The sequence below is a fragment of the uncultured Alteromonas sp. genome, from assembly GCF_963976965.1.
Taxonomy (GTDB): domain Bacteria; phylum Pseudomonadota; class Gammaproteobacteria; order Enterobacterales; family Alteromonadaceae; genus Alteromonas; species Alteromonas naphthalenivorans.
The window spans coordinates 219,022-241,276 of sequence record NZ_CAXBMP010000005.1; the positions used below are offsets into that span (position 1 = coordinate 219,022).

Below are 22,255 nucleotides of genomic sequence, written 5' to 3' on the forward strand. Positions count from 1 at the left end.
TATTCCCTCACTGCTTAAAAGTAATAACTTTTGATGTCAAAATCCTTTGTACCCTAGAATAACTCTACCTCTCCCGACTGCATGGATGTTGCAGATACTGGGTTATGATCGGTTTTTCCTCGTTGGGCAAGCGCTTGTTGGTAAGCCTTTAATTCAGAAGCAAATGCTTCCAAATTTTCAGGCTCTAATTGTTGGAGTCGCTCGATAATAAATTTCACAATATCTTTCGTATAATTAATGTGCTGGCCATTTATATCGCCAAACTGCATGCCTCTTATCGCGTTATTTATTGCATCATCAAGTTGTTGGCCAATACCCTCTAGTTGCTTGGTGGTAACTTGATCTGATTCTGCTTTGCGAATAATGTCTTTTAGCTCTTTACTGATATGGTCTTTGGCTTCAACCACATGGGAAATATCTTGAGAAGCAACGAACTCGGCAGTTTCTGTGAGCTTATCTACCAGACCTTTAATATTTTCTACCTGCTTCTTAATAACATCACTGAACTGGGTTGAGCGGGTAGATAACGCCCGTACTTCATCGGCCACCACGGCAAAGCCCCTTCCCGCTTCACCGGCTCGCGCCGCTTCAATGGCTGCATTTAACGCTAGCAAATTAGTTTGGGCTGAAATATCGTCTATTCCGCTAAGGGCATCGATAACCGTAGGCATTGCTTGTTGAATGATTTGTACTTGGCTCATTAAATGCTGCGTTGAAGAAGACATTTTTTCTGTGGAATCGATAAAGCTTACAAGGGTGCTGTCGGTATCTTGAGCAAAATTGCGCATTTTATCTGAGTAAGCGGTGCTGTTTGATGCATCAACGCTTAGCAGGGCATCAATGCAATTAACCTGTTCTGCCACAAGGTCTTTTAAACTGGTAAAGGCTTGGCTAAGGGTAACAACAGCATCATCTTGGGTTGTTCTAATAGAAGATAAATTGCCCTCACATATTGATAGCGAATGCGCAATCTCCCCCCCTGCTAATGCAATATTATCTTCTACATGACTGGTGCTGGACTGTGTTTCTTCCATAGAGGAATTAGCATCAGACGAGGTGTTCTTACTTGACGAATAAGCGACAAAGCCGATTAATACCACCGTAAGCAAAACAAAGCCGAACAGCGCTGAGCCTAGAAAGAACAGAGCCCAAGCCGCTAATAACCCTACCACTACGCCCACCAGATAGAGGTTAGCGCTACTTTTTGAATGTGTAGATGAACTTTCCACGTTTGAATGCAAAAGGATCTCCTTATACTTTGCCACTACTCCTTCATCACGCCCGATTAAACCGAGCGAAATATGCATGACGTGTGTTCAATGTCATAAAGGTACTTACTCTGTACATTGAAGGGGAGTAAGTAGGCAACGCGTTAGTCAGTGTTGATTACAATATGGACTAAGCGTAGTACCCAATTTGGAAAGTTGGCAAGTAACGAGATGCGAAAAACTGCTATATGTGCAAAAAAACCTATAAAAGGCGGGAAAGTGTAGTTTTAAACTCAAAAGTCATTAATTGGTTATTTGCTGCATGAATAAGATTGATTTTGAAGGCTAAGAACGGCTGAACTTCCCTTATTCCAAAATTCTGTATTCATGCCAATATAACGCGCTCCTGAGGCTGAACGGGCATGCTGTAATATATGAATATTACCATTTTCAGATAACTTAATGGTATCTGGGCCTAAAAAGCGCACCACAATGTTTCCTGCTGTCGCACAATTAAACTGATGCGTTCCTGTGGTAGCAGCATCCATTTTTTCATTCTTCGCCGTGTCTTGTGCGGACATTTTTATTAACTTCAGTCTTTGCTTACCGGCATTATCATAAATAACCAACCAGGTGCCCTTTTGAATTTCGTAACGGCTTGCCGCTTCTAGCGCTTTCACAAATCGCTGTTCTTGCGCTGACATGGCACTTACACACGCGCGGCGAGTCGTTGCCAGTTTAGACGTTGCAAACTCACCTTCTGCTAATTCGCCCGCTTGTAAATTAAGTATGCCTGAGAATTGATTACAGCCAGTAAAGCCGGAAATTCTATTTTTTGTTACTAACTCTACGGTCATCATACTGCTATCGATAATGCCACCCATGTCGATGCTCTCCACCTGCCAAGTACCGGTTAGGGTGGTTGCAGATTCATCTTCGCTCACTGAGTCTGCGTCTGAGGACATTTGACTGGCGTTATTACTACAACCAGTGATGATAAAAAGCAGACTCAATACAATTAAAAGTGAATTATTAAAATAAGAAGGCATGACTGATCCTAGCCGTTTTAAGATGAAGAAAAAGATAAAGGTACTTATGTACAATATTGCGTAATGTGGCCTGAAAGTAGCAAATATGCTCACTATTTGGAAGCGATACCTCAACCAACTTGCAAATAATAACAATTATCAATAGCATGTAGTCTCTCAACTTGGGTACATACTATGTCTGCCGCTCGCATTTTAATAATAGAAGACGATATAACCCTTAGCGATCAGGTAGCTAGGCTGCTAAAAGAAAAAGGGTTTACCACTACGCAGTGCCTAGATGGCCAGAAAGGCTTGTTAGCGGCGCTGCAGGAAAGCTTCGATCTTATTTTACTCGATATTTTGTTACCTTCGCTGAATGGCTTGGCTGTTTTGAATCAAATTCGAAAAGTTAAGCATACTCCGGTAATGATGATTACCGCCAGTGGCGCTGAACAAGAGCGTATTGAAGGCTATAGAAAAGGCGCTGATGATTACTTGCCTAAGCCGTTTAACTTCACAGAAATGATGCTTAGAATAGAGGCTTTACTACGTCGTAGCCAGCGAGACGCTATCCCCCCCAAACAAGCTTCACAGTTAATCATTGATGAGCTTCAACTTAACCGAATAAAGCAAGATGTTTGCTTTTCAGGTCACGACGTTGAGCTCACCCCCATTCAATTTAAGTTGTTATGGGTGTTGCTAGAAAATCACCATGAAGTGATGACCAAAGCCTTCTTATATCAAAGCGTGCTTAACAGGCCATTCAGCCGTTACGATAGAAGTTTGGACATGCACATCAGCCGTGTACGTAAAAAGTTAGTAGAAGCAGGTATGCCGCCAGAAAGGCTTTCTACGCTTCACGGAAAGGGCTATCGGTTTTCATGAAATATACCCTGTTTTGGCGAATGTGTACTGTTATTGGCGTGGGTACTGTACTGCTGTTTTGGGCCATTGACTGGTTAACAAATCATACCGAATCTAGCATGAGCTTTATTGCACAAGAACATCAACAGCAATTGCTAGATTACGGAAAAAAAGCCGATGAAATTTGGACAAATGAAGGCGAAGAAGCCTTGTCAGTTTGGCTTAAGATGCTTCAAGAAAAAGAGCAAACGTGGGTAGGCGTAGTCAGTTCAGAGATTACTCCTCTGGCCGACTCTACTATCTACAAACCCTTTTTCGACCGCTTTCAATACGGCAGAAGTGTGGAGTGGAAAATACACTTATATTTTCAGCAAAACCCCGTAATGGAAATTCCCTTTGCCGACGCCAATACCCACCTTTTAATTGAACTACCCCAACGCATGCGCCCAGGTGCCATGCTGCTATATGCCAATGCCATGCTGCAAATTGCACTGCCGCTAATATTACTGTGCATATTAAGTTTAGTGTTATACCGCCACGTTATGTCGCCTTTAAGAAAGCTGGAAAACGTCACAAAATCTTTCAGCGCCGGGCATTATGATGTAAGAACCAATGCATCGCTGCTTGAGCGGAATGACGAGCTTACCCGCTTAGCCGTTACTTTCGATATGATGGCCGATAGAACCAGCAAACTTATTTATAATCAACGTCAGTTGCTAGCAGATTTGTCTCATGAATTGCGTACACCCTTAACACGTATAGATATGGCGGTTGATTTTGTAGAGCAGCAAATTAACCCGCAACAAGCATTAGCGCGACTTCGCTACGAAGCATCTACTATGCGCAACCTAGTGGAAGACACGCTTACTCTCGCTTGGTTAAATACCGAGTCTCCACAGTTAAACGCTGAAGACTTCGATTTGGTGGAATTAATACAGGTTATATGCGAAGACGCACGATTCGAATACCCCGACAAAAACCTTGTTAGCACGCTGCCAAAAAAAGCGCCGCTGACCCAAAGCAGCCAAATAGCATTGGGCCAAGCAATAGAGAATATTATTCGCAACGCATTGCGGCATACCCCAGAAAAATCGGAAGTAGAGGTACTGCTCAGCAGCACCGAGAAGGGTTACCGGCTATGTGTAAAAGACAATGGCCCCGGTGTGCCTGAACATATGCTTGGGGACATCTTTAAGCCTTTCTTTCGGGTAGATAAAGCCAGAGTATCCAAAGGCGAACGAATAGATACATCGCAAAGCACTGGCTTTGGTTTAGGGTTGGCGTTAGCCCACCGACAAATTGAGGCCGTGGGCGGTACTATCAAAGCTCGAAATTATACTGATGTCGCCGGCCAGCGCAGTGGGCTAAAAATTCAAATTGAATTGCCTAGCTCATCCACCACAGCTCGCTAATATTCACTCATACCTGCGTATTTTAGCGATAAGAGCGATATTGATTTAAGAATTTGCCCCTGCATTTTCACGCAACCGTTTAGGCTCGCTGACTAATCTGCGCCACGCCAATACAATGCCGGTATACACCAGCACACAAGCAAGCAAGGACACCACCCCTGCCACGGTTTGGCCCACAACCCCAAAGTATTCACCGGTATGTAGAAAGCGAGCCGTGCCCCACGCTTGACCACCAGCAGACCAATCTTGCTTTCTTAGCACCTTGGTTACTTCTCCCGTCTGGGTATCGAAAAAAAGCGAATACGCAAGCTCTTGCCTATGCCCTATGCTTTTATCAATGAAAAAACGTGCTTCATGAATATCTTCACCTATTTCCATCCACATTGAATACCAATCTGCGTAGCCATTCGCGTTGGCGTGTTGCTGGGCTGCATTAAACAGCGTTTCATAGGGCACCACGTCAGCCGCTAAACTGGTAATTTCCTCATGCTGCTCCCGCGTCGGTACACTTTCACCAAAGGCGCCATATATGGCTTTATTGGCCCAATCGAAATGAAAAATAGTGGCGGTTAAGGTAATAACAAATAGCGGTATTAAACACCAGATACCGAAGACGACATGCCACTGACGATTTCGATGATGGGAATTCTGGTAAGTTTTGGGTAATAGAACCTGCTGTTTAAAAGCTCTTAAATTTAAACGCTTAGGCAACCATAAATACAGGCCACTTACGATTAGAAAGAGGAATACTAAGTTGGCATACGCTGTGATGTTTTTACCCACCACGCGATAGTCGCCCGCAAGAGATAAATAACGATGAAAGTCGGTGACCACATGGAAAAACTCCCCCACCATGCCCTCGCCTTCTCGTAGAATTTCGCCAGTATAAGGGTGTAGCAAAAAGCTGTGTCGCCCCGCCCAAGCAGGGATAGCTGCGCCTTCGCGGTTTACCCAACGAACATAGATATGTGGTTCGTTAGGCTTCAATGCCTGTAAAATTGTAACCACTTCATCGGTGCTAATGCGCGCCCTAGCGGCGCTATGTGCTTGTGTATCAGTGTTCTCGCCTATGCCCTCGCCTTCGTGTTGCACAGCCGTTTCACTTACATCTGTAGACAACTTAGCAGGCTCTACATCATGCAGCCTTTCACTGAACTCTACAATTTGCCGTTCATAGGTTAGTAATACGCCTGTAAAAGACATACACAAAACAAATATGCCGGCTATTAAGCCGGCAATAAGGTGGGTCCAAAAGACCCACTTCTTTATAGTTTTAGACACCATCGGGTTAACGACCTAGTGCTAAAAGTCGTAGGTTACTGATAGCCTGATATCTCTACCTGCTTCATGGGGGCCAATAACAGTGCCAAATACTTCGCTATAGTCACCCACGCTTGAATGGTCGATGTAGTACTCATCAAACAAGTTAGATACCGCTAGGTTAACAAGAATATTGCTTGTGGCCTGCCACTCACCATACAAGTCAACAAGGGTGTAGCTTGGTTTGTTTAAGCTATACAAGCTGTCTGTCCAACCCAAATCAACCGCTTGGTGCAAGGTATCAATATCAATAGACCTAACCTGTCTAATACTAGTCCCCACACTTATATCGGCGTTAACGGCGTAATCTACGCCAACCACTATGGTATCGCCGCGGCTATTACCTAAGCCCACAAATTCATAACCGTTTAAATCAATAGATGAATAGTCAACGCTGTATAGGCCGTCTCTTGGGTCTAATTCAGTATCGGCGGTCGAGAAGCCAAAGAAGAAGTCGAATGAATCGACGCGATAAGCAAGGTCGAATTCAATACCGCTGCTTTCTACGCTACCGATATTATTAAAAACAGAGTTTCCTTCAAAGCCTTCAAAAATCACATCATCTAGGGTTGAGTTAAAAACGCTTAATTTCGCATTTAAGTTATTCGCACTGTATTCAATAGACACTTCAATGTTTTGTACTGTTTCGGGTACAAGATCATCAGCCACTACAGGAATGTCTGAGCCATCGTAAAGATAACCGTCGATAGTAAAACCATCGCCAATTTCTTTTCCCCTTGCCGCTTCGGCATAACCCAAACCTAAGGTCCATGCTTCGGTAAGCTGATATGCAACACCAATATTAAAGCTTAGTTCAGAGTCATCTAGTGAAGCTTCGCTGTCGGTAACCGGTGTACCGTAATACTCTTCAAGCAAAATGCGTTGCTGGAAATCATAGTCGTCGTAGCGCACACCATAGCTAAGCAATAGTTCAGGGGTAATGTTGCTATAACCTTGAGCGTAGATGCCCATAACGCTGCTTTCTTCCGCGTTCTCTACCGCTCCTGCAGCTGGTCCACTTTCCACTTCATCACTACGGTAATCTACCCCGTAAACAAATTTGTGGTTTGCCGTTTCGCTGGTATTGCGAATATCAAAACCGTAAGTGTCTATCTCGGCTAACCAATTAAAACGGCCACCTTGGAATGAAGAATCGGTTTGATAAGCGGTGGCTTCTAGGTAAACCATATCGCTATGTGCGAAACGATAGTTTGCTACATAGGTATCACGCTCGGCTTCACTTGGGTAAAGCGCTGCACCTTCTAATACTACCCAGTTCGGGCGTGCTGAAAACTCACCTTCTTCGTCACGTTGCTCAACACTTAGCGACAAATAGTGATTTTCAGCAATATCGCCACTGGCTTTAAGGAACAACATGTCCTGATCGGCCGCTGTACCGTAAATTTCGTTACCGTCGCCATCTTCCATATTGTTGCGATCGACAGTGCTGTAATAACCTAGCACGCCCCATGTATCGCTTAGCTTGCCGTAAAGGCTGCCACTATAGCGGGTACCATCGTTCGAAAAGTAGCTTGCTTTAACACGGCCACCAAATTGCTCGCCTTCAGCTAACAGGTCATCCGCATCTTTGGTTTTAAAGCGAATTGAACCACCAATAGCGCCTGGACCACTGGTTGCTTCACCAGCGCCAGCCTGCACATCAATTTGTTGTAACAAATCTGGGTCGATAGTGACACGGCCAATGTGATGGAAAAGTGTGGAGGTTTGCTGTGCACCATCTACGGTGACATTTAAATAAGCATCTTCTAGGCCGCGAATATATATTTTTTGTGCCACGCCAACTGAACCACCAACACTAATTGAAGGCGAGTAGCGAAATATATCAGCGAGATCATTAGCTTGGTATTGCTCGATTTCTTCAGCAGTAATACTTAGGTTTGTTGCAGCGCCTACTACCGATATTTTTTCAACAGCGGCCGTTTCGACAGGCTTAGTTTCATCAACTGCTTGTACTTGGGCATAGGAAAACGCGCTAGATAGTGTGCAAACCGCACCAATGAACACTCGTTTTTTCAAAGAAAGCTCCAATTAAATGTTTAGTTATTCTTAATAAGAAACATTCTCATTTACTTTGCATTGAAAAGGTAGTGTTTTTACAATTGTTACATTCAGCCACATGCACTAGAGATTCTTATCTTTTTGTACCTTTTTTAGGTAAGCCGCTAAGCTTTTATCTTTCTCGTTTTTATACCTGCGATCGAGTACAGAAAATTCAGATATTCGGTCGAGCCGAAAACTCCTAAATGCGCCGCGAAGCTCACACCAACCAGCCAACAGCCAAATTGGGCTAAATGAAATAAGTGCTAAAGGGCGTATTACGCGAACAGTCTTTTTGTCATTAAGGTCCAGATAGTGAAATTGCACAAATTGCTTACGCCTTATGCACTCCCTGACGTCAGTAAAATTCACCTGCCAAGGTATCTTGTAACGGCTTGGCGCTGAAAAAGTACTAATTTGATGAAGTTCATTAATTAAAGCCGCGGGTAGTGTAGCCTGTATTTTTCGATACGCGCTTTGTGCTTTTTGAGCAAACTTTTCATCTGTCCAGTTACTCACCATGCCTATCCCCAAAGCAATTGCTTCTAGTTCGTCAGCGTCAAACATAATGGGGGGAAGGTGGTACTTTTTATCAATTACATACCCCACTCCGGCCTCACCAAAAATAGGAATACCTGAGTCAATCAAGTCTTGAATATCTCTGTAAACAGTACGAAGACTGACTTCAAACGTGTCTGCTAAGGTTTGTGCAGTTACAGCCTGATGCATTCTTCTTAAATGATGAACGATGTCGTTTAATCTGTCGGCTTTACGCATAAGACGCTATGTAAACCTAATCAGTGAGTGGCGTTATTTTAGATAAACACTACTGACATTAACTGTCAGTAGTCAATGGCTACTATGTAGTTGCGACACTTAATCACTTAGGAGAAAGACATGATTGGATACGTAACAATTGGAACAGCCGACTTAATAAAATCAGGTGCGTACTACGACGCCTTACTAGCCACAATAGGCGCTACACGGTTTATGGAAGAACCCAATTACTTTATTGCGTGGTCACGTTCACAAAACGACACTTCGCTTGCAGTCTCACTACCCTTTAACAAAGAACCGGCCACGGTGGGAAATGGCACTATGGTTGCCATCGCATTAGAAACCCCAGAACAGGTTAAGGCCTTCTATAACAAAGCCATTGAATTAGGAGGTACAGACGAAGGCGCACCCGGTTTTCGCCCTCAAGAGGCAGATTCAGGCTTCTATGCAGGTTATTTCCGAGACCTAGATGGTAATAAGCTGAACGCGTTTTGCATGGTAGAAGAATCTGTAGCAGGTAAGCGTATTCTATAAATAGTATTTTATATGTTGAAGAAGCTTGGTCACTATAGCGCAGTTTCTGCTGCGCTATTTTGATTCAAGGAAATTAAGAATGCCCAAAGTATCACTTAGCTTGCCGTAAAGGCTACCGCTATAACGTGGACCGTCATTAGAAAAGTAGCTCGCTTCTACTCGACCACCAAAACGTCCATCTTTAGCTAAAAGGTCATTAGCATCTTTGGTTTTGAAGCGAACTGAACCACCAACACTAATTGAAGGCGAGTAGCGAAATATATCTGCGAGATCATTAACTTGGTATTGCCCAATGTCTTCAGCAGCAATGCTTATGGTTGTTGCAGCACCTATTACCGATATTTCTTCAACAGAGGCTGTTTCGGCAGAAGTAGTATCGTCAGCCACTTGCGCTTGGGCATAGGAAAACGTGCTGGATAGTGTGTAAACCGCACTAATGAACACTTGTTTTTTTCAAGGAAAGAACCGTTTAAATATTTAATTATTCAAAATACAAAAGGCGCTCGTTTGCTTCACACTGAAAAGGTTGTGTTTCAACAATTGTTACATTTTGAATTGAGAGGGAGTTTGGAAGGTTACATTTGTTCGTCTTCAGGCTGAGTATTTTGATCTTCGCTATTCGCTTGCTCAGCTAGCTTTTCTCGCTCGGCTTTAGAAACATAAGCCGGCTTATTACTCTTATGAATTTTAGCGTTCGCCTTTTTATCTTTTTTCTGAAGTTTCTTGATGATTTTTTTACGACGGTTCATTCCCAATCCTTCACAAACAGCCTCACTGATTCCTCATATTATACAGCGTTCATGGCTCAACCTGCCATAAGCGTATTAACGATTACAATTTTTGATTAGCAGTCACTATTGAATTTTAGTAACAACAGTTTTCCCTAACTTTAAATTAAGTTGCGGCACACTTATTGAACACTTATCAGACTGTTGCTACCAATTACTGAAAGTAGGCTATCGCCAGTTGAAAAATAGGTGAGATTATTCCGCCCCTTAGGGAAAATAGGTGGTTTGTTGCCGCTTTATAGTTTGATAACTCGTTACTTAGCCTCGCAAGGCAGGTTCCCCATTGTAGCTTTCTTGGAAGTACTCATTTAGAACGGAGAGACTTATGCTTGATAGTATTACCCAATCCAATACAGGATTCAGTCAATCCTCATTAAACCAACTTCAGGTTCGCTCCTTAACCGAAGACGAAATATCCGGCTTCGGCGACATTCTTCGCCAAGCGAATGAGCAAACGACTACGTCGAAAGAATTTTTGAAATCACTGTCATCCGACGAACTGCAATTAGTCAAAAAAGCCAATAGCCTTGCAGCAAATATTGATGTGGACTCTCTTAGTCAAGAAGGTGCCCAAAATCTATTAAGCCAGCCAGATGGCTCTGACTTAGTCGACTTAAACAATGATGGCATTGTTGAAATTGGTATAGGTAGAACTATTCACTTCCCCCCCGTAAATGCCCCCGCTCATGTAAAAGCCGCATGGGAAAAAGCAACAGAAGGAATGGATTGGGGAGAGAAAGCACGTTTAGAACTGACTATGTTTTCTATGGTATACGGGTTTGGGATAAACGGTGTTGATCCCGATGCGGCTTTGCCACCTGAACAGCAGTGGAATAGTAAAAATATAAATGCGTTGTACGAGTATGCGCAATCAAATCTAGAATTCCGTGTAGGGATGGAAGGTTGGACTGATTACAATAGGCAGCTTGATAAGGTATACGACAGCTTCTTTTCTTCCATTCGCCAGACTGGCAGCAATAAATTTCAGCAAAGTGCTAGTGCTTTAAAATCGACTTCGTCATTGGGCTCATCACCAGACCAGAACACGACTACTTCTATGTCACCCAGTGATAGAATTAAAGAGGTTAATCAGTTAGTGCTTGATGCTAAATCAGAACTTGATACAACAACTTAGATCAAAAAAGCCCCGCATTTTCATGCAGGGCTTTGTTGAATAATGGTGCCTCGACCCGGGATTGTAACGCGCGGTGCAACCGCAGGGACACGCGGATTTTCAATGCAATCCAAGAGTTTAATTAATTGTTTTAATTAGTTTTTTATTTTCTTTGCAAATTCTTTGCATAAGCTAGCGTTTCATGACCTACGATCAGCATGGCAAAGTAAACCAAAAATCTATTCGCAACTTTGATGCTGGGCGTTTTGAACCACTGCAACGTGTACCGGCTTCCAAATGCAGAACTCTGCACTTTAATTAATATTTATGTATCTTTACTTACTTTATTTCGTGGTTAAATCTCTAATGAAAACCCTATTAAAAAAGTACGCCCACTCAATGTAGTATTATAAGCTCGGTCGTTTGAATCGCTGTATAGCTCCTCTCTAACATCAGTTAAATTTAGACCTTCTATCGTCACTCTTAATGATTGACTAAGTTGCATGCTCGCCGATGCATCAATGTAAGTTGTTGCATGATAGCCTGATTCGTCTTGGTCTGTGTTTCCCGGCTGGACTGATAATATATAAGGACTGCGATAGACAGCTGACACGCGGGCCGACCAATGCGATTGCTCGTAATACACCGTAAAATTATAACTACGTCTAGACAGCCCCGCGAACGTTTTAACCTGATTTTCTCCCGTTCCTTGTACATCTCGGTAAAGGGTTTGTCCCTCGGCGTAAGTAAAGTTGGTATTAACCCCAAGAAGATCAAAAGGGGAAGGAAGAAATGCTAAATCACGGGAATAAGTAATTTCAAAACCTTTAAATGTGGTTGTATCGGTATTCTCGGGTGTACTGACATAAAAAACATCATCGACACTATCCCCATCTTGTAGCAAGCTAGCGGGGAGTCCCAGTTCGCGATACGGTATAGCTTCAACATCTTCCACTACGAAATTATTTATCTGCTTGAAGAAGCTAGAGAGAGCCATAATACCGCCGTCTTCGAAATACCACTCAACACCGGTTTCTACATTCAATGACTTTAGGGGCTTTAAATAAGGATTTCCTAAAAATACTTGCCCAATGTCGCCCTCATTCCGGGATGCTTGCGACACCTCGGCGGTAATAGCCAAATCTTGAATAGACGGGCGCGTGATATTCTCATCTACGCTGGCACGCCATAACCAATTGTCGTTGAGTTCAAGTACTGTATTAACGCTAAAAAGCACATCGTCATAAGTTTTGGTGACGGCTGACGGCAATCCCTTTTGAATACCTGAAGACGTAAACTGCGTATTGAAATACCGAATTCCCCCTTGCGTATAAAGAGGCTTACCCAGCCAATGTCCTACGCTATCGTACATCGCGTAGAGCGCGAGAGTGTTTTCTTTAACCTTAAAGTTGGAACTATCTACTGTATCTTCGGCGGTAAGTTGTACGTTACCCAAGTCAAAATGCGTTTGAATAGCATTAAGGTTGCCCTGCATCCATGTTTTATCTGGGTGCTGACTGAACAGAGATAAGTGCGCTTTAGACAGAGTATTATCATCAAGAGCTGGGTACACACTTCTAGCGCGATCCATCCCTGTGTTTTCAAAGGATTTATAATGTGCACCCGCCGACACGGCATCACCGTTACTAAATAAATAGCGAAGTGATGCCTTCACATTGTTGTACGAAGTACGTATTTCATTTTCCTGAAAGTAAAGATCTTTCACGGTTAGTCCGGTTAGAGATGCCGTATCCATATTAGTAGAATAGCTCTCGCCGTAAAAACGGTCTTCACGAAAGTCCGTAACAATATCCACCCCAGTTTTACGAATGTTGACTTTATTTACTTTAGGCTGCGAGTAATCACTGGCACTGCTGCCAAGGCTAACGTTAAGGCTTAGTGCAGAAGTGGGCTGCCACTGACTTTCCATACTCAATTGATAAAACGTTGACGTATTTTCATCTTCCCGAGTTTCGATACGCCATGTTGCATCGGTATATTTCGCAAACAATATTTCTTTGTCATTTTTATTTTGTTCCCATGCTAGTAGCGTAACATTGTCATTGTCTTTCACTGCAATATGATGCTCATCAAGACTATTATGTAAACGGCTGGCAATGCTGCTAAATGCAACTTGCCACTTATCGTTTGGCGCGTATTGCAGTGAGGCTGTTACCCCTAATCGACGTTGATTATTATTCCAAAGAGAATATCGATGGCCTCTGGGAAACCAGAATACGCCTTGTGCTAATTCGTGCTGCAACACACTATCTTCTTCTCCGCTGTAACGCTTTTTCTCCTGTCGCCACCGCGTAGTATTAGTACCAAACTCAGTAGTGTGTCGCTGACTGTATACAGCGGAAACAAGACCTCCGAGTTTATCATTTCGTCGGCTGACCAACCCAATAATACTTGGGTCGAGCTGTTTACTGTTTTCGTTGTAACTTTGTTTCACGGTAAAGGTATTTATGTCATCCACAAAATCGAAGGGTTTTGGCGTATACAACATAACTGTGCCACCAATACCGCCTTCATCTTGTTCCACCGAATACGATTTACTTACATCAATACGATTAAAAATCTCTGATGCAAATAGTGTGAAATCGAAGGCTCGGGTACGACTCACACTTCCTCTGGCGTCCATCGCCGATGATGTCATTGCCATCGCTTCCATACCATTTACCTTTACGCGGGTAAAGTCAGGACCTAGTCCCCGAAGTGAAATCTGTCGCCCTTCGCCTCCTTCACGGGTGATAGTAATGCCCGGTATACGTTGTAATGAATCAGCCAAATTCAAATCGGGGAAATCAGTAATGTCTTCTGACAAAATCGATTCTTGAGTGACCATGGCAAGGCGCTTTATCTCTCTGGCACGAATAAGAGATTGGCGAAATCCTGTGACTTCTATTTCAACAGTTGGGTGAGTACGAGTAATAGCATTGCTTTCTGTTTGGGTTGTTTTGCTAGTGTTTTCGTTTTGTTGTGTGTCGCACCGATGAATAACCCAGCCATTTTGAACAGGCGCTAAACAAAGTGAAAAAGATTGCAGTAGTGAAGATAAATCACTGGCGTTAGTCGTGCGCCATTGTGCAGGCGTTATGGTTAACCCCTTAAGCAAGGTGGGGTCAAATGCAATGGTTTCGCCGGCGTCACGACTAAATTCAGTGACAAGCTGTGATAAGGGAATAGTATTGATCGTTTTGTCTGCTAACCCTTCTTGAGCAGCAAAACAAGCAGGCGATAAACCGACCGATATTAACCAAAAAACGTGACCCGCAATGACCACTGACTTTTTGCTTCTTCGGTTTATCATGCCAATTTAGTTTACTTGTCGACGTATTTCGAAACCTGAACGAGTATCAGCAACCTCCAGTTGATAGAGAGAACTAAGTACCGCTAACGTTTGCGTAGTATCTTCTAGTTTAAAGCGACCAGCCACCCGGTGTTTCCCAATAGTGCTATCTATAATCAAAATAGGCTTATCTGAATAACGGTTCAATCGTTCCAACAAATAAGTTAGAGATTCATCATCTACTTCTATCCAGCCTGTGCGCCAATCTACCACTTGTGACAAATTAACACGCTGCACCGGTTCTGCAACTCCCCTATTAATTGTTATTTTCTCGCCTGCCTTGAGCAATACAGCCGCGCTATCGACCTTACCTCGAACTTCTACAATGCCCTCGTGTACTACCACGTCAACACGCTGCCCTTGCCTATCGATGTTGAACGCCGTGCCAACAGCCGTCACTGAAGACAGCCCGGCCTTTACTACAAACGGGCGAGCCCGGTCTTTCGCCACATCAAAATACACCTGCCCCTTTTTCAAGTTCAAAGCGCGGGTATCGTCAGAAAATAGAACGATTAGCTCACTTTTGGGTTGTAGTTGCACCTCACTACCATCACTTAGTGCCTCGTGCGCGGAAGTAATTAATTGGGATGAGGTTGAGGGGGTTATGACGTGATAGCGTGAAAATACTAGCGCAATCACAAGTAATGACGCAGCAATGGCACTTCCCCATGTCACAAGTGAACGCCTTCGGTTTGCGATTTTCGACGACTTTTGGGCGTTTAAATAAGCAGCATGAACTGCTGGGTCTTCCCAAGTTGCTATCATCCTTTCTAACACTTCTTGATGTCGCTCACTTTCATCTAACCAACGAATAAAACGGCGTTTATTTAACGCATCTAAATCTCCGTCTGCGAGCCGGTCAATCCACTCACCTGCCTCTAAGTATGTCTTTTCTTGTTGGCTTGTCATTATCTACCTGCTTTTATCCAGATGCAGTTGAATATCTGCCATTGCACGCGAAATATGCTTTGTTACTGCTTCTGCCGAAATATTCAAGCTAGACGCTATGGCTTGACGGCTTTGGCCTTCAATACGACGCATTTCAAAAACACGCCGGCGTTGGACTGGCATCGCATTAATCACTTGCGCAATGAGCTCGATTCGTTGTTGTGTTTCAAGGTGCAGCTCTGGATTTTGTCGGTAGCAACGTTGTTCATCAACATTGTCAGTGTCTAGAAGCTGGCGTTTCGAAAGCAGATTTCTCGCTACGCGAAACGCGTATGCGAGAGGGTTATCAATAACGGTTGCTTTAGATTGCTCTAAAACGCGAACGATTGCCTCTTGATAAAGATCTGCCGCCTCTTCACTGTTAACGGAATGCCTATGCAAGTATTGCTTGAGGACTTTTGAATTTATCAGCGTTTGAAGTGAAGAGCTGGGGGTTTCTTCTGGCATGTCTAACGACGATACTGCTGTATTAATATGATGGTCACTTATCATCGCACTCGCCTGTGACAAATTCATTGCAGTAACGAGAAGTGTGATGATTGGGGTGGTGTAGATATACGGGATTGCTGTAAAACCAGAGATCATCCCACGGATTTTCGCCTTTGGGATCAACCTCTGGCTCCAATTCTTCTTTTAAGTTGGTCCCGCGTACTCGTATGTATGCATCTCTGTCAGGTGCGGGCAAAGAAAATTGCACAACATTATACGCTCCCTGTCTTTCCCAATCTTGCTGAAAAAAACGATGGATCACCTTCACAGGCGCTTTTTCTGTTTGGGGATATTTACCAATTACATCTCCATAGATTATATCTAATCGCTCAACCGCCGGATATTGACGATTGAAGTTAGTACCTTGCGGGTCGTGAAACGCGACAGTAACGGTTATAGGTGCCTTATTATTGACGTCTAAAGCTAACGTACCACCGATGTTAACGCGCTTGGCTCCGTGTTCAACACTCACGTACAGCTCGTCAATCAAATCGCCAGTAACAATAAATACATTTCCTTCGCGCAGACCATCTAGTACGCTGTCGTAGGCTCGTGCCGCTCGTACATACGTTTTGGCGTATTCTCCTGGCCAAAAATCTGTACGTCCTTCGGTATAATGTGCATGGCTATCAGAAACAGCGGTGACCGTCCATTTTCTGCCCTCAGCCAGTAATTTATCCCAAACTCCTCCAACAATGGCCGACATTTGGTCAGTGCCGCCATGGGTTGGATAGCCAAAATACTCTGCGCGAGGCGCTCTCGGATTATTCGTGCCGTCTGGGTTTATTGATGCAGCTTGATGCCCGGGAATCGCGGTCATACCGGTGACCACGTCTGGCGCAATATCCTGCCACTCCCGCATTTTTTGCGGTGTAACCTTTTGGTACACATTCAAGTCAGTAGCCTTTCGCGCGGGGTGATTCACTGACAATAGCGGTTGTGGTGACATCTTCTGCATAGCTTCTAACGCGGTAAGCATAGAAGCCTGCGTGTCTCTGGGAGATTCGTCAGGGTAAATTTCTCTGCGGTTGTACTGACTTTCCAAATCAAAAAGTTGGTCGGCTTCTTTCTCACTTTTTGGAATAATCAGCGTACTGTGTCGCGCGCCTGGGGTGTCGAACTCCATACCATAAAACTGCATAATTTCTGGAATGGCGGCTCTGGAGGCAACCAGTTCCGGGTACGCTGAATTTCGGTTTACTGCACTGTGATTTGGACCACCATGGTCGGTTGTTACCATCCAATCTAATTGATGAAATGCTGCCATTTTGGCGTTCAATGCAGTGAAATAATGGGCGTCACCAAATAAGAGCGGCGAAGGGGGTTGAGTCTTCCAGTTCCATCGTGCGCTATATTTACCGTGAATATGGTGGTCACCGGCTAGCCAGGTTTTACCATCTTCAGGCACAAAAGCACGGCTTTCATTGTGTTGCTGGTTTACCGATACACACGCTGACAAGACAAGTAATCCGCTCGTAAACGTTATCATTAAAACTTTTTTCATTACTGTTTAAATGTCCAATGGAAAAAGCATACCAGGCAAGCCTGGTATGCTACTCATTTTAAAATTGCATGGTTGCACCAAGCATATAAGTACGCCCACTGGTCGTGGTATTGTATGCACGATCGTGAGAATCGCTATATAACTCCTGACGCTCATCGGTGAGGTTAATGCCTTCAAAGCTCAGTTTAATAGTGTCGGTTAGTTGGTAGAATGAAGAGAAATCGATGAATGTTGTACCGTGATAACCTGATTCATCCTGATCGCCACTGGAAGACGCGCCAGTAAGGTATGCACTTCGGTATGCCGCTGACACTCTAGCGCCCCAGCCTTCCTGCTCGTAGTACAGCGTAAAGTTATAACTATTTTTCGATAATCCCGTGAACGCTTTTTCTTGGTCATTACCTTCTTCGCCATAGATATTGCGATACAGAGCATCACCATCTGCATAGGTATAGTTTGCAATAACCCCTAAATGATTAAATGGTGCAGGAAGGAAATCTAAATCGCGAGAGAAAGTTAACTCCACCCCTTTAATTTTCGATGCGTCCATATTCTCTGGACGCTGTAAATAAAAAATACTGTCGACGGTTTTATCTACAGGTAGCAATTCTGCCGGTAAGCCCAATGATGAATACACTACTTCACTGGTAGTATCGACAATGAAATTATCAATCTCTTTATAGAAAATGGCAGCTGCGGCATAACCAACGTCATCGAAATACCACTCAAACGCGGTATCCAAATTGTTCGATTCAAAGGGTTCCAACATTGGATTTCCCATCGTCACGCTGGTAATCGCATCCCCCGATGTTTGCGAGACTGACGCGTTATAGCTTAGCGCCCCCAAGGACGGACGGGTTATATTTTTGCTCACCGATGCACGCCATAACACGTTTTCTTGCAACTCATAGACGAGGTTGATAGTAGGCAAAACATCTGAGTACGAACGGGTGGTCTCTATGGCGGCACCCGATGATTTACCGGCCGCCGTAATATCTGTTTCAAAATATCGTAACCCAGCACTTACTAGCAGCGGCTTACCTGCAAACTCGTACTCCCAGCCGTATTGCACGTACATCGCCAACGTTTCTTCTGTTACTGGCGATTTGTCATTTCGTGTAAGCTCACTGTCATCAATGTTATAGCCACTAAGCCCATAAAAATTTAGCAATGCGTCTAAATCACCTTGAAGCCAGCTGGTGTTGGGATGTTCACTATACTCTTCAACCAGAGCATCATTTAGTGTGGTGACGCCGGTATTTTCAGGTGCAATATTTTGCGCATTGCTTTGGGTTAATTGGTAAGCAGAATTCTCGAATTTTTTATAGTTCACTCCAAATTGGAGCTCTCCTGTATCGCCCACGAGGTAGGTGAAATCGACTTTTGCTGTGTCAAAATCATTAGTAATGTAGTTTTCCTGCAGGTAGATATCTTTCATCTCGTAGCCATCGAGTTGCGTAGTATCGAAGTCAGACGAAGTGCTAATACCGTAGAAGCGATCTTGCCTGAAGTCTGTAGCGATATCCACGATGCCTTTGGCATGAATATTCGATTTTATAACTTCAGGCTGATCAAAGTCAGATGAACTTGTTCCAATAACGGCACTGGCATAGAACTCAGGGTTTATTGTCCAGTCCATACTAAGCGTATATTGGTTAAATTCCGACTCATTGTAACGACGAGAGTTCTCGTTACGCCACGTTGCATTCTCATACAAGGCGTAAACGACTTCTTTTTGCCCGTCGTTTTCTTCCCATGTAAGATCAGATACAACCTTGTTGTCTTTCACTGCAGAGTGATGTTCATCGGTATTGTTTTCTAACTCTGCATGCATGATGTCTAGCGTTAGTGAAAAAGAATCAGACAGTTTGTATTGGAAAGCGGCAGTGACACCTAAGCGATCTTGAGTATTGTTCCAGCGAGAAAAGCGATGACCACGAGGAAACCAAAGTTCACCTGAATCTAACTCAGCTTGCAGGTCGGTATTTGCTGGATCCGCAGCAGTTTTTCCACCTTCTCGGCGCCAGCGTGTAGTATTGGTTCCATACTCGGCAGTTTCACGTTCACTGTAAGCTACGGAAACCAATGCGCCAAATTTGTTCCAAACATTCGAAATAAGCCCAGCCATACGAGGGTTAGTTTCTTCGCTATTCGTGTTGTAGCCGCCTCGTACCGACAACGCACTTTTGAACCCGTCATAATCGAATGGTTTTGCGGTAAATAGCCCGACCGTTCCGCCAATGCCGCCCTCTTCCTGAGCGGCTGAGTAGGTTTTGCTAATGTCGATTCGATTGAACAACTCAGATGCGAAAACATTAAAGTCAAAACCACGAGTGCGACTTACACCGCCGCGGGCATCCATGGGTGATGAAGACGTGCCCATTGCTTCCATACCGTTTACTTGAACACGTGTAAAATCGGGACCTAGGCCGCGTAATGAAATTTGGCGGCCTTCGCCACCTTCTCGGGTAATGGTAATCCCTGGTACTCGCTGCAGAGAGTCGGCCAAATTAAGGTCTGGAAAGTCTGCGATATCTTCTGCCAAGATTGTATCGCGGGAGATAATGGCATCTTTTTTCAAATCTTTCGCTCTAATTAGTGAGCTACGAAAAGAAGTGACTTCAATTACTTCAACGTTTTCATCAGCAACTGATGACTGCTGTGCTGTTACAGGCGTAACACCCGTTAATCCAGCCAACACACCCAATGAGAGTGTGGTTTTGGCAAATTGATTTTTCATGTGTGATCCTAGTAGTGCAAATTTAGAGTGAGATGTTCCGGTGCGCACGGTTGACACATGTAATGAGTCAGTAGCTGAAAAAAGTAGACAGACTTTTTGATGAAACTTTTGTGACGAAACTAATAGGAAAGGCTTTTACACAAAAGTATGTGTATGCATTGTTATTGCAATAATAATTTCGATAGCGGGATTGGTTATGTATAAGGAGACAGCTTTGTCTCGAAAGTGGAGACGATTGAATAATGGTGCCTCGACCCGGGATTGTAACGCGCGGCGCAGCCGCAGGGGTACGTTAGCGTGTGCCGTTGACTTCGTAAGCCCTGGATCAAAAAAGCCTTCGCATTTCTGCAAGGGCTTCCTGAATAATGGTACCTCGACCCAGGATTGCAACCGCAGGGGCACGCCAGCGTGTTCCGCTAACTTGATACAACAACCTAGATCAAAAAAGCCCCGTACTTTCGTACAGGGCTTCTTGAATAATGGTGCCTCGACCCGGGATCGAACCAGGGACACGCGGATTTTCAATGCAAATCACCACTCTAAAGCATTGAAAATATGCAACTTTTAATTTCTTTGCAAATTCTTTGCAAAGAGAGCTCTTTTCTGTTTTACTGGCGCTATGGCAAAACAGACTGAAAGACACGACATAAACGACGAGCTGTATATCTTTAAACAAGATAACAGTGAGCGCTGGTATGCGCGATTTATACTAACCAATCACAAAAAATGGCTCTGTAAATCAACTAAGAAGAAAGATAAAGACGAAGCTATCGCCATGGCACATCGAATCTTCTTAGACCACCAAATTAGACACGAAAATAACACACTAGTCCAAAGTAAGCGATTCAAAGACGTAGCTGACCGCGTCATCGAAAAGCTTGAAGAGCAACTAGAACACGGGGGCGGTAAACGCACCTATAAAGACTATATTCGAGCGTTAGAAAACTACCACATCCCCTACTTTTCGCGTACGTTTATCACCTCAATTGACCAAGAAGAAATATCTAAGTTTGATGAGTGGCGTAAGGGACGAATGAAGAAGTCTCCAGCCTCCTCTACATTATTAACTCACAATGCTGCTCTTCAGCTCGTTTTTAAAGAAGCTATTGAGCAAAAATGGATGATCGCCGCTCAAGTACCTGTTCTTTCTTCGAAAGGTGGAACAGGCACACGTCGTGCGGCTTTTTCTGAAGAAGAGTATGATGTTATCCTCAACGAAATATATGAAGGTGAGCAAAACGCTCATAGTGAAAAGACCCGTCAAATTCGTGAGTTACTATACGATTACTGTGAAATAGCAGTTAATACCGGAATTAGGCCCGGCACGGAGATGGAACACCTAACTTGGAAAGATATCGAGATTAAAACTCAAGGTTCAAAAGCTCAATTTTTCATCAATGTCTCTAAGGGTAAAACAACAAAATATACGGGACCGCGTAAAGTAGTTTGCAAACGTGATGTGATAGGAGCCCTAACGAACCTACGAGAACGCTTTCCATTGCGCACACCCAATCAAAAGCTATTTTTGCTAGCAAGTGGCGAGCCCACAAGGCAATTAGGTAAGGCATTTGAGAAAGCTCTTCAAAGTTCCGGATTAAAAGAGTCACCCAGAGGACCTCGAACGCTGTACTCTCTCCGACACACTTACATTACGTGGCAGCTTCTCAACGGAACCAGCATAGACGTAATTACGCGTCAATGTGGAACCAGTACAGAAATGATCGAGCAGCATTACAGTCATGTAAAACCCGAGATGTTTGCAGATGCATTATCTGGAGTTACTTTTGATAAAGAAGAACCAAAAGCATTGTCTAAGAAAACCTTACATAGACGCGCAAAGACCGCAGAGCGCGATGAAAAACGCTTCAAGGAATGGGTAGAAGAGTATAAAAGGCGTGGGTGTATTTAGTCCACCATATAGGAGATAAGGTTACTTTTTTGTCGTTTAACGGTGGCTTCTTCGGTTGCTTTTAAAAATAAAGAATAGTTATTGAAGATATGTAAATTTAATCAATGCGCTCTAAAACCAAACGAAAATCATAACTCAGTAAAAAATTCAATTACTAGTATTGATTCATAATCTTCGAAAGTCTGCAGGAAGAACCTCAAAACCCGCAAA

General features: G+C 43.7%; 16 protein-coding genes and 1 pseudogene. 5 read left to right on the plus strand and 12 right to left on the minus strand.

Features of this window, described 5'->3' with window-relative positions; all coding sequences use genetic code 11:
• Positions 1-53 precede the first annotated feature (53 nt).
• Positions 54-1,229, minus strand: a complete 1,176-nt coding sequence (locus AAC006_RS06445) for a methyl-accepting chemotaxis protein (RefSeq protein WP_339348820.1) — start codon at positions 1,227-1,229, stop codon at positions 54-56.
• Positions 1,230-1,519: 290 nt separating this feature from the next.
• Complete coding sequence (locus AAC006_RS06450; RefSeq protein ID WP_339890930.1) at positions 1,520-2,257, minus strand: META domain-containing protein; 738 nt, start codon at positions 2,255-2,257, stop codon at positions 1,520-1,522.
• Between the two features lie 174 nt (positions 2,258-2,431).
• On the opposite strand from AAC006_RS06450, the gene AAC006_RS06455 reads away from it, so the two are divergent.
• Positions 2,432-3,121 (plus strand): response regulator transcription factor, encoded by a 690-nt coding sequence (locus tag AAC006_RS06455; RefSeq protein WP_126872396.1) that lies wholly within the window; start codon positions 2,432-2,434, stop codon positions 3,119-3,121.
• Positions 3,118-4,512, plus strand: a complete 1,395-nt coding sequence (locus tag AAC006_RS06460; RefSeq protein ID WP_339890931.1) for a sensor histidine kinase — start codon at positions 3,118-3,120, stop codon at positions 4,510-4,512. The genes AAC006_RS06455 and AAC006_RS06460 overlap by 4 nt, the downstream gene beginning before the upstream one ends.
• A 45-nt stretch (positions 4,513-4,557) precedes the next feature.
• Here AAC006_RS06460 and AAC006_RS06465 read toward each other — a convergent pair whose 3' ends face one another.
• The 3 genes from AAC006_RS06465 to AAC006_RS06475 all read right to left on the minus strand — a co-directional run bounded on the left by AAC006_RS06465 (position 4,558) and on the right by AAC006_RS06475 (position 8,667).
• Entirely contained in the window at positions 4,558-5,796 is a 1,239-nt protein-coding gene (locus tag AAC006_RS06465; RefSeq protein WP_339890932.1) for a PepSY-associated TM helix domain-containing protein, read from the minus strand.
• An 18-nt stretch (positions 5,797-5,814) separates the two neighbouring features.
• On the minus strand, positions 5,815-7,869 hold the full coding sequence (locus tag AAC006_RS06470; RefSeq protein WP_339890933.1) for a TonB-dependent receptor: 2,055 nt from the start codon (positions 7,867-7,869) through the stop codon (positions 5,815-5,817).
• Between the two features lie 105 nt (positions 7,870-7,974).
• Positions 7,975-8,667, minus strand: a complete 693-nt coding sequence (locus AAC006_RS06475; RefSeq protein WP_288389482.1) for a YafY family protein — start codon at positions 8,665-8,667, stop codon at positions 7,975-7,977.
• Between the two features lie 120 nt (positions 8,668-8,787).
• Between AAC006_RS06475 and AAC006_RS06480 the strand changes: the two genes are divergently transcribed.
• On the plus strand, positions 8,788-9,201 hold the full coding sequence (locus AAC006_RS06480; RefSeq protein ID WP_288389481.1) for a VOC family protein: 414 nt from the start codon (positions 8,788-8,790) through the stop codon (positions 9,199-9,201).
• A 69-nt stretch (positions 9,202-9,270) separates the two neighbouring features.
• Here AAC006_RS06480 and AAC006_RS06485 read toward each other — a convergent pair.
• Positions 9,271-9,645: pseudogene (locus AAC006_RS06485) on the minus strand (TonB-dependent receptor); the annotation flags it as partial.
• Positions 9,646-9,776: 131 nt separating this feature from the next.
• The gene (locus tag AAC006_RS06490; RefSeq protein WP_339890934.1) at positions 9,777-9,950 is read right to left on the minus strand and encodes a DUF2986 domain-containing protein; all 174 of its coding nucleotides are present in this window, start codon (positions 9,948-9,950) and stop codon (positions 9,777-9,779) included.
• A 364-nt stretch (positions 9,951-10,314) separates the two neighbouring features.
• On the opposite strand from AAC006_RS06490, the gene AAC006_RS06495 reads away from it, so the two are divergent.
• Entirely contained in the window at positions 10,315-11,124 is an 810-nt protein-coding gene (locus AAC006_RS06495) for a hypothetical protein (protein ID WP_288389479.1), read from the plus strand.
• 334 nt (positions 11,125-11,458) lie between these two features.
• Here the strand turns inward: AAC006_RS06495 and AAC006_RS06500 are convergent, their stop codons facing one another.
• From AAC006_RS06500 to AAC006_RS06520, 5 genes are all read right to left on the minus strand, one after another.
• On the minus strand, positions 11,459-14,416 hold the full coding sequence (locus AAC006_RS06500) for a TonB-dependent receptor (RefSeq protein WP_288389478.1): 2,958 nt from the start codon (positions 14,414-14,416) through the stop codon (positions 11,459-11,461).
• Between the two features lie 6 nt (positions 14,417-14,422).
• Positions 14,423-15,364 (minus strand): FecR domain-containing protein, encoded by a 942-nt coding sequence (locus AAC006_RS06505; RefSeq protein ID WP_339890935.1) that lies wholly within the window; start codon positions 15,362-15,364, stop codon positions 14,423-14,425.
• Between the two features lie 3 nt (positions 15,365-15,367).
• The gene (locus tag AAC006_RS06510) at positions 15,368-15,895 is read right to left on the minus strand and encodes a sigma-70 family RNA polymerase sigma factor (RefSeq protein ID WP_339890936.1); all 528 of its coding nucleotides are present in this window, start codon (positions 15,893-15,895) and stop codon (positions 15,368-15,370) included.
• A complete protein-coding gene (locus AAC006_RS06515) occupies positions 15,885-17,381 on the minus strand; it encodes a phosphoesterase (protein ID WP_339890937.1) in 1,497 nt (498 codons plus the stop codon). The genes AAC006_RS06510 and AAC006_RS06515 overlap by 11 nt, the downstream gene beginning before the upstream one ends.
• Before the next feature lie 73 nt (positions 17,382-17,454).
• Complete coding sequence (locus AAC006_RS06520; protein ID WP_339890938.1) at positions 17,455-20,136, minus strand: TonB-dependent receptor; 2,682 nt, start codon at positions 20,134-20,136, stop codon at positions 17,455-17,457.
• A gap of 619 nt (positions 20,137-20,755) precedes the next feature.
• Between AAC006_RS06520 and AAC006_RS06525 the strand changes: the two genes are divergently transcribed.
• On the plus strand, positions 20,756-22,045 hold the full coding sequence (locus AAC006_RS06525) for a tyrosine-type recombinase/integrase (RefSeq protein WP_014978046.1): 1,290 nt from the start codon (positions 20,756-20,758) through the stop codon (positions 22,043-22,045).
• The last annotated feature ends 210 nt before the right edge of the window (positions 22,046-22,255 follow it).

What these genes read in the sequence shown, in the direction of transcription:
- AAC006_RS06495 (WP_288389479.1), top strand. Translation starts at nt 10,315, where the DNA reads ATGCTTGATAGTATTACCCAATCCAATACAGGATTCAGTCAATCCTCA.
- AAC006_RS06450 (WP_339890930.1), bottom strand. Translation starts at nt 2,257, where the DNA reads ATGCCTTCTTATTTTAATAATTCACTTTTAATTGTATTGAGTCTGCTT.
- AAC006_RS06480 (WP_288389481.1), top strand. Translation starts at nt 8,788, where the DNA reads ATGATTGGATACGTAACAATTGGAACAGCCGACTTAATAAAATCAGGT.
- AAC006_RS06500 (WP_288389478.1), bottom strand. Translation starts at nt 14,416, where the DNA reads ATGATAAACCGAAGAAGCAAAAAGTCAGTGGTCATTGCGGGTCACGTT.
- AAC006_RS06475 (WP_288389482.1), bottom strand. Translation starts at nt 8,667, where the DNA reads ATGCGTAAAGCCGACAGATTAAACGACATCGTTCATCATTTAAGAAGA.
- AAC006_RS06520 (WP_339890938.1), bottom strand. Translation starts at nt 20,136, where the DNA reads ATGAAAAATCAATTTGCCAAAACCACACTCTCATTGGGTGTGTTGGCT.
- AAC006_RS06515 (WP_339890937.1), bottom strand. Translation starts at nt 17,381, where the DNA reads ATGATAACGTTTACGAGCGGATTACTTGTCTTGTCAGCGTGTGTATCG.
- AAC006_RS06525 (WP_014978046.1), top strand. Translation starts at nt 20,756, where the DNA reads ATGGCAAAACAGACTGAAAGACACGACATAAACGACGAGCTGTATATC.
- AAC006_RS06505 (WP_339890935.1), bottom strand. Translation starts at nt 15,364, where the DNA reads ATGACAAGCCAACAAGAAAAGACATACTTAGAGGCAGGTGAGTGGATT.
- AAC006_RS06455 (WP_126872396.1), top strand. Translation starts at nt 2,432, where the DNA reads ATGTCTGCCGCTCGCATTTTAATAATAGAAGACGATATAACCCTTAGC.
- AAC006_RS06490 (WP_339890934.1), bottom strand. Translation starts at nt 9,950, where the DNA reads ATGAACCGTCGTAAAAAAATCATCAAGAAACTTCAGAAAAAAGATAAA.
- AAC006_RS06465 (WP_339890932.1), bottom strand. Translation starts at nt 5,796, where the DNA reads ATGGTGTCTAAAACTATAAAGAAGTGGGTCTTTTGGACCCACCTTATT.
- AAC006_RS06510 (WP_339890936.1), bottom strand. Translation starts at nt 15,895, where the DNA reads ATGATAAGTGACCATCATATTAATACAGCAGTATCGTCGTTAGACATG.
- AAC006_RS06460 (WP_339890931.1), top strand. Translation starts at nt 3,118, where the DNA reads ATGAAATATACCCTGTTTTGGCGAATGTGTACTGTTATTGGCGTGGGT.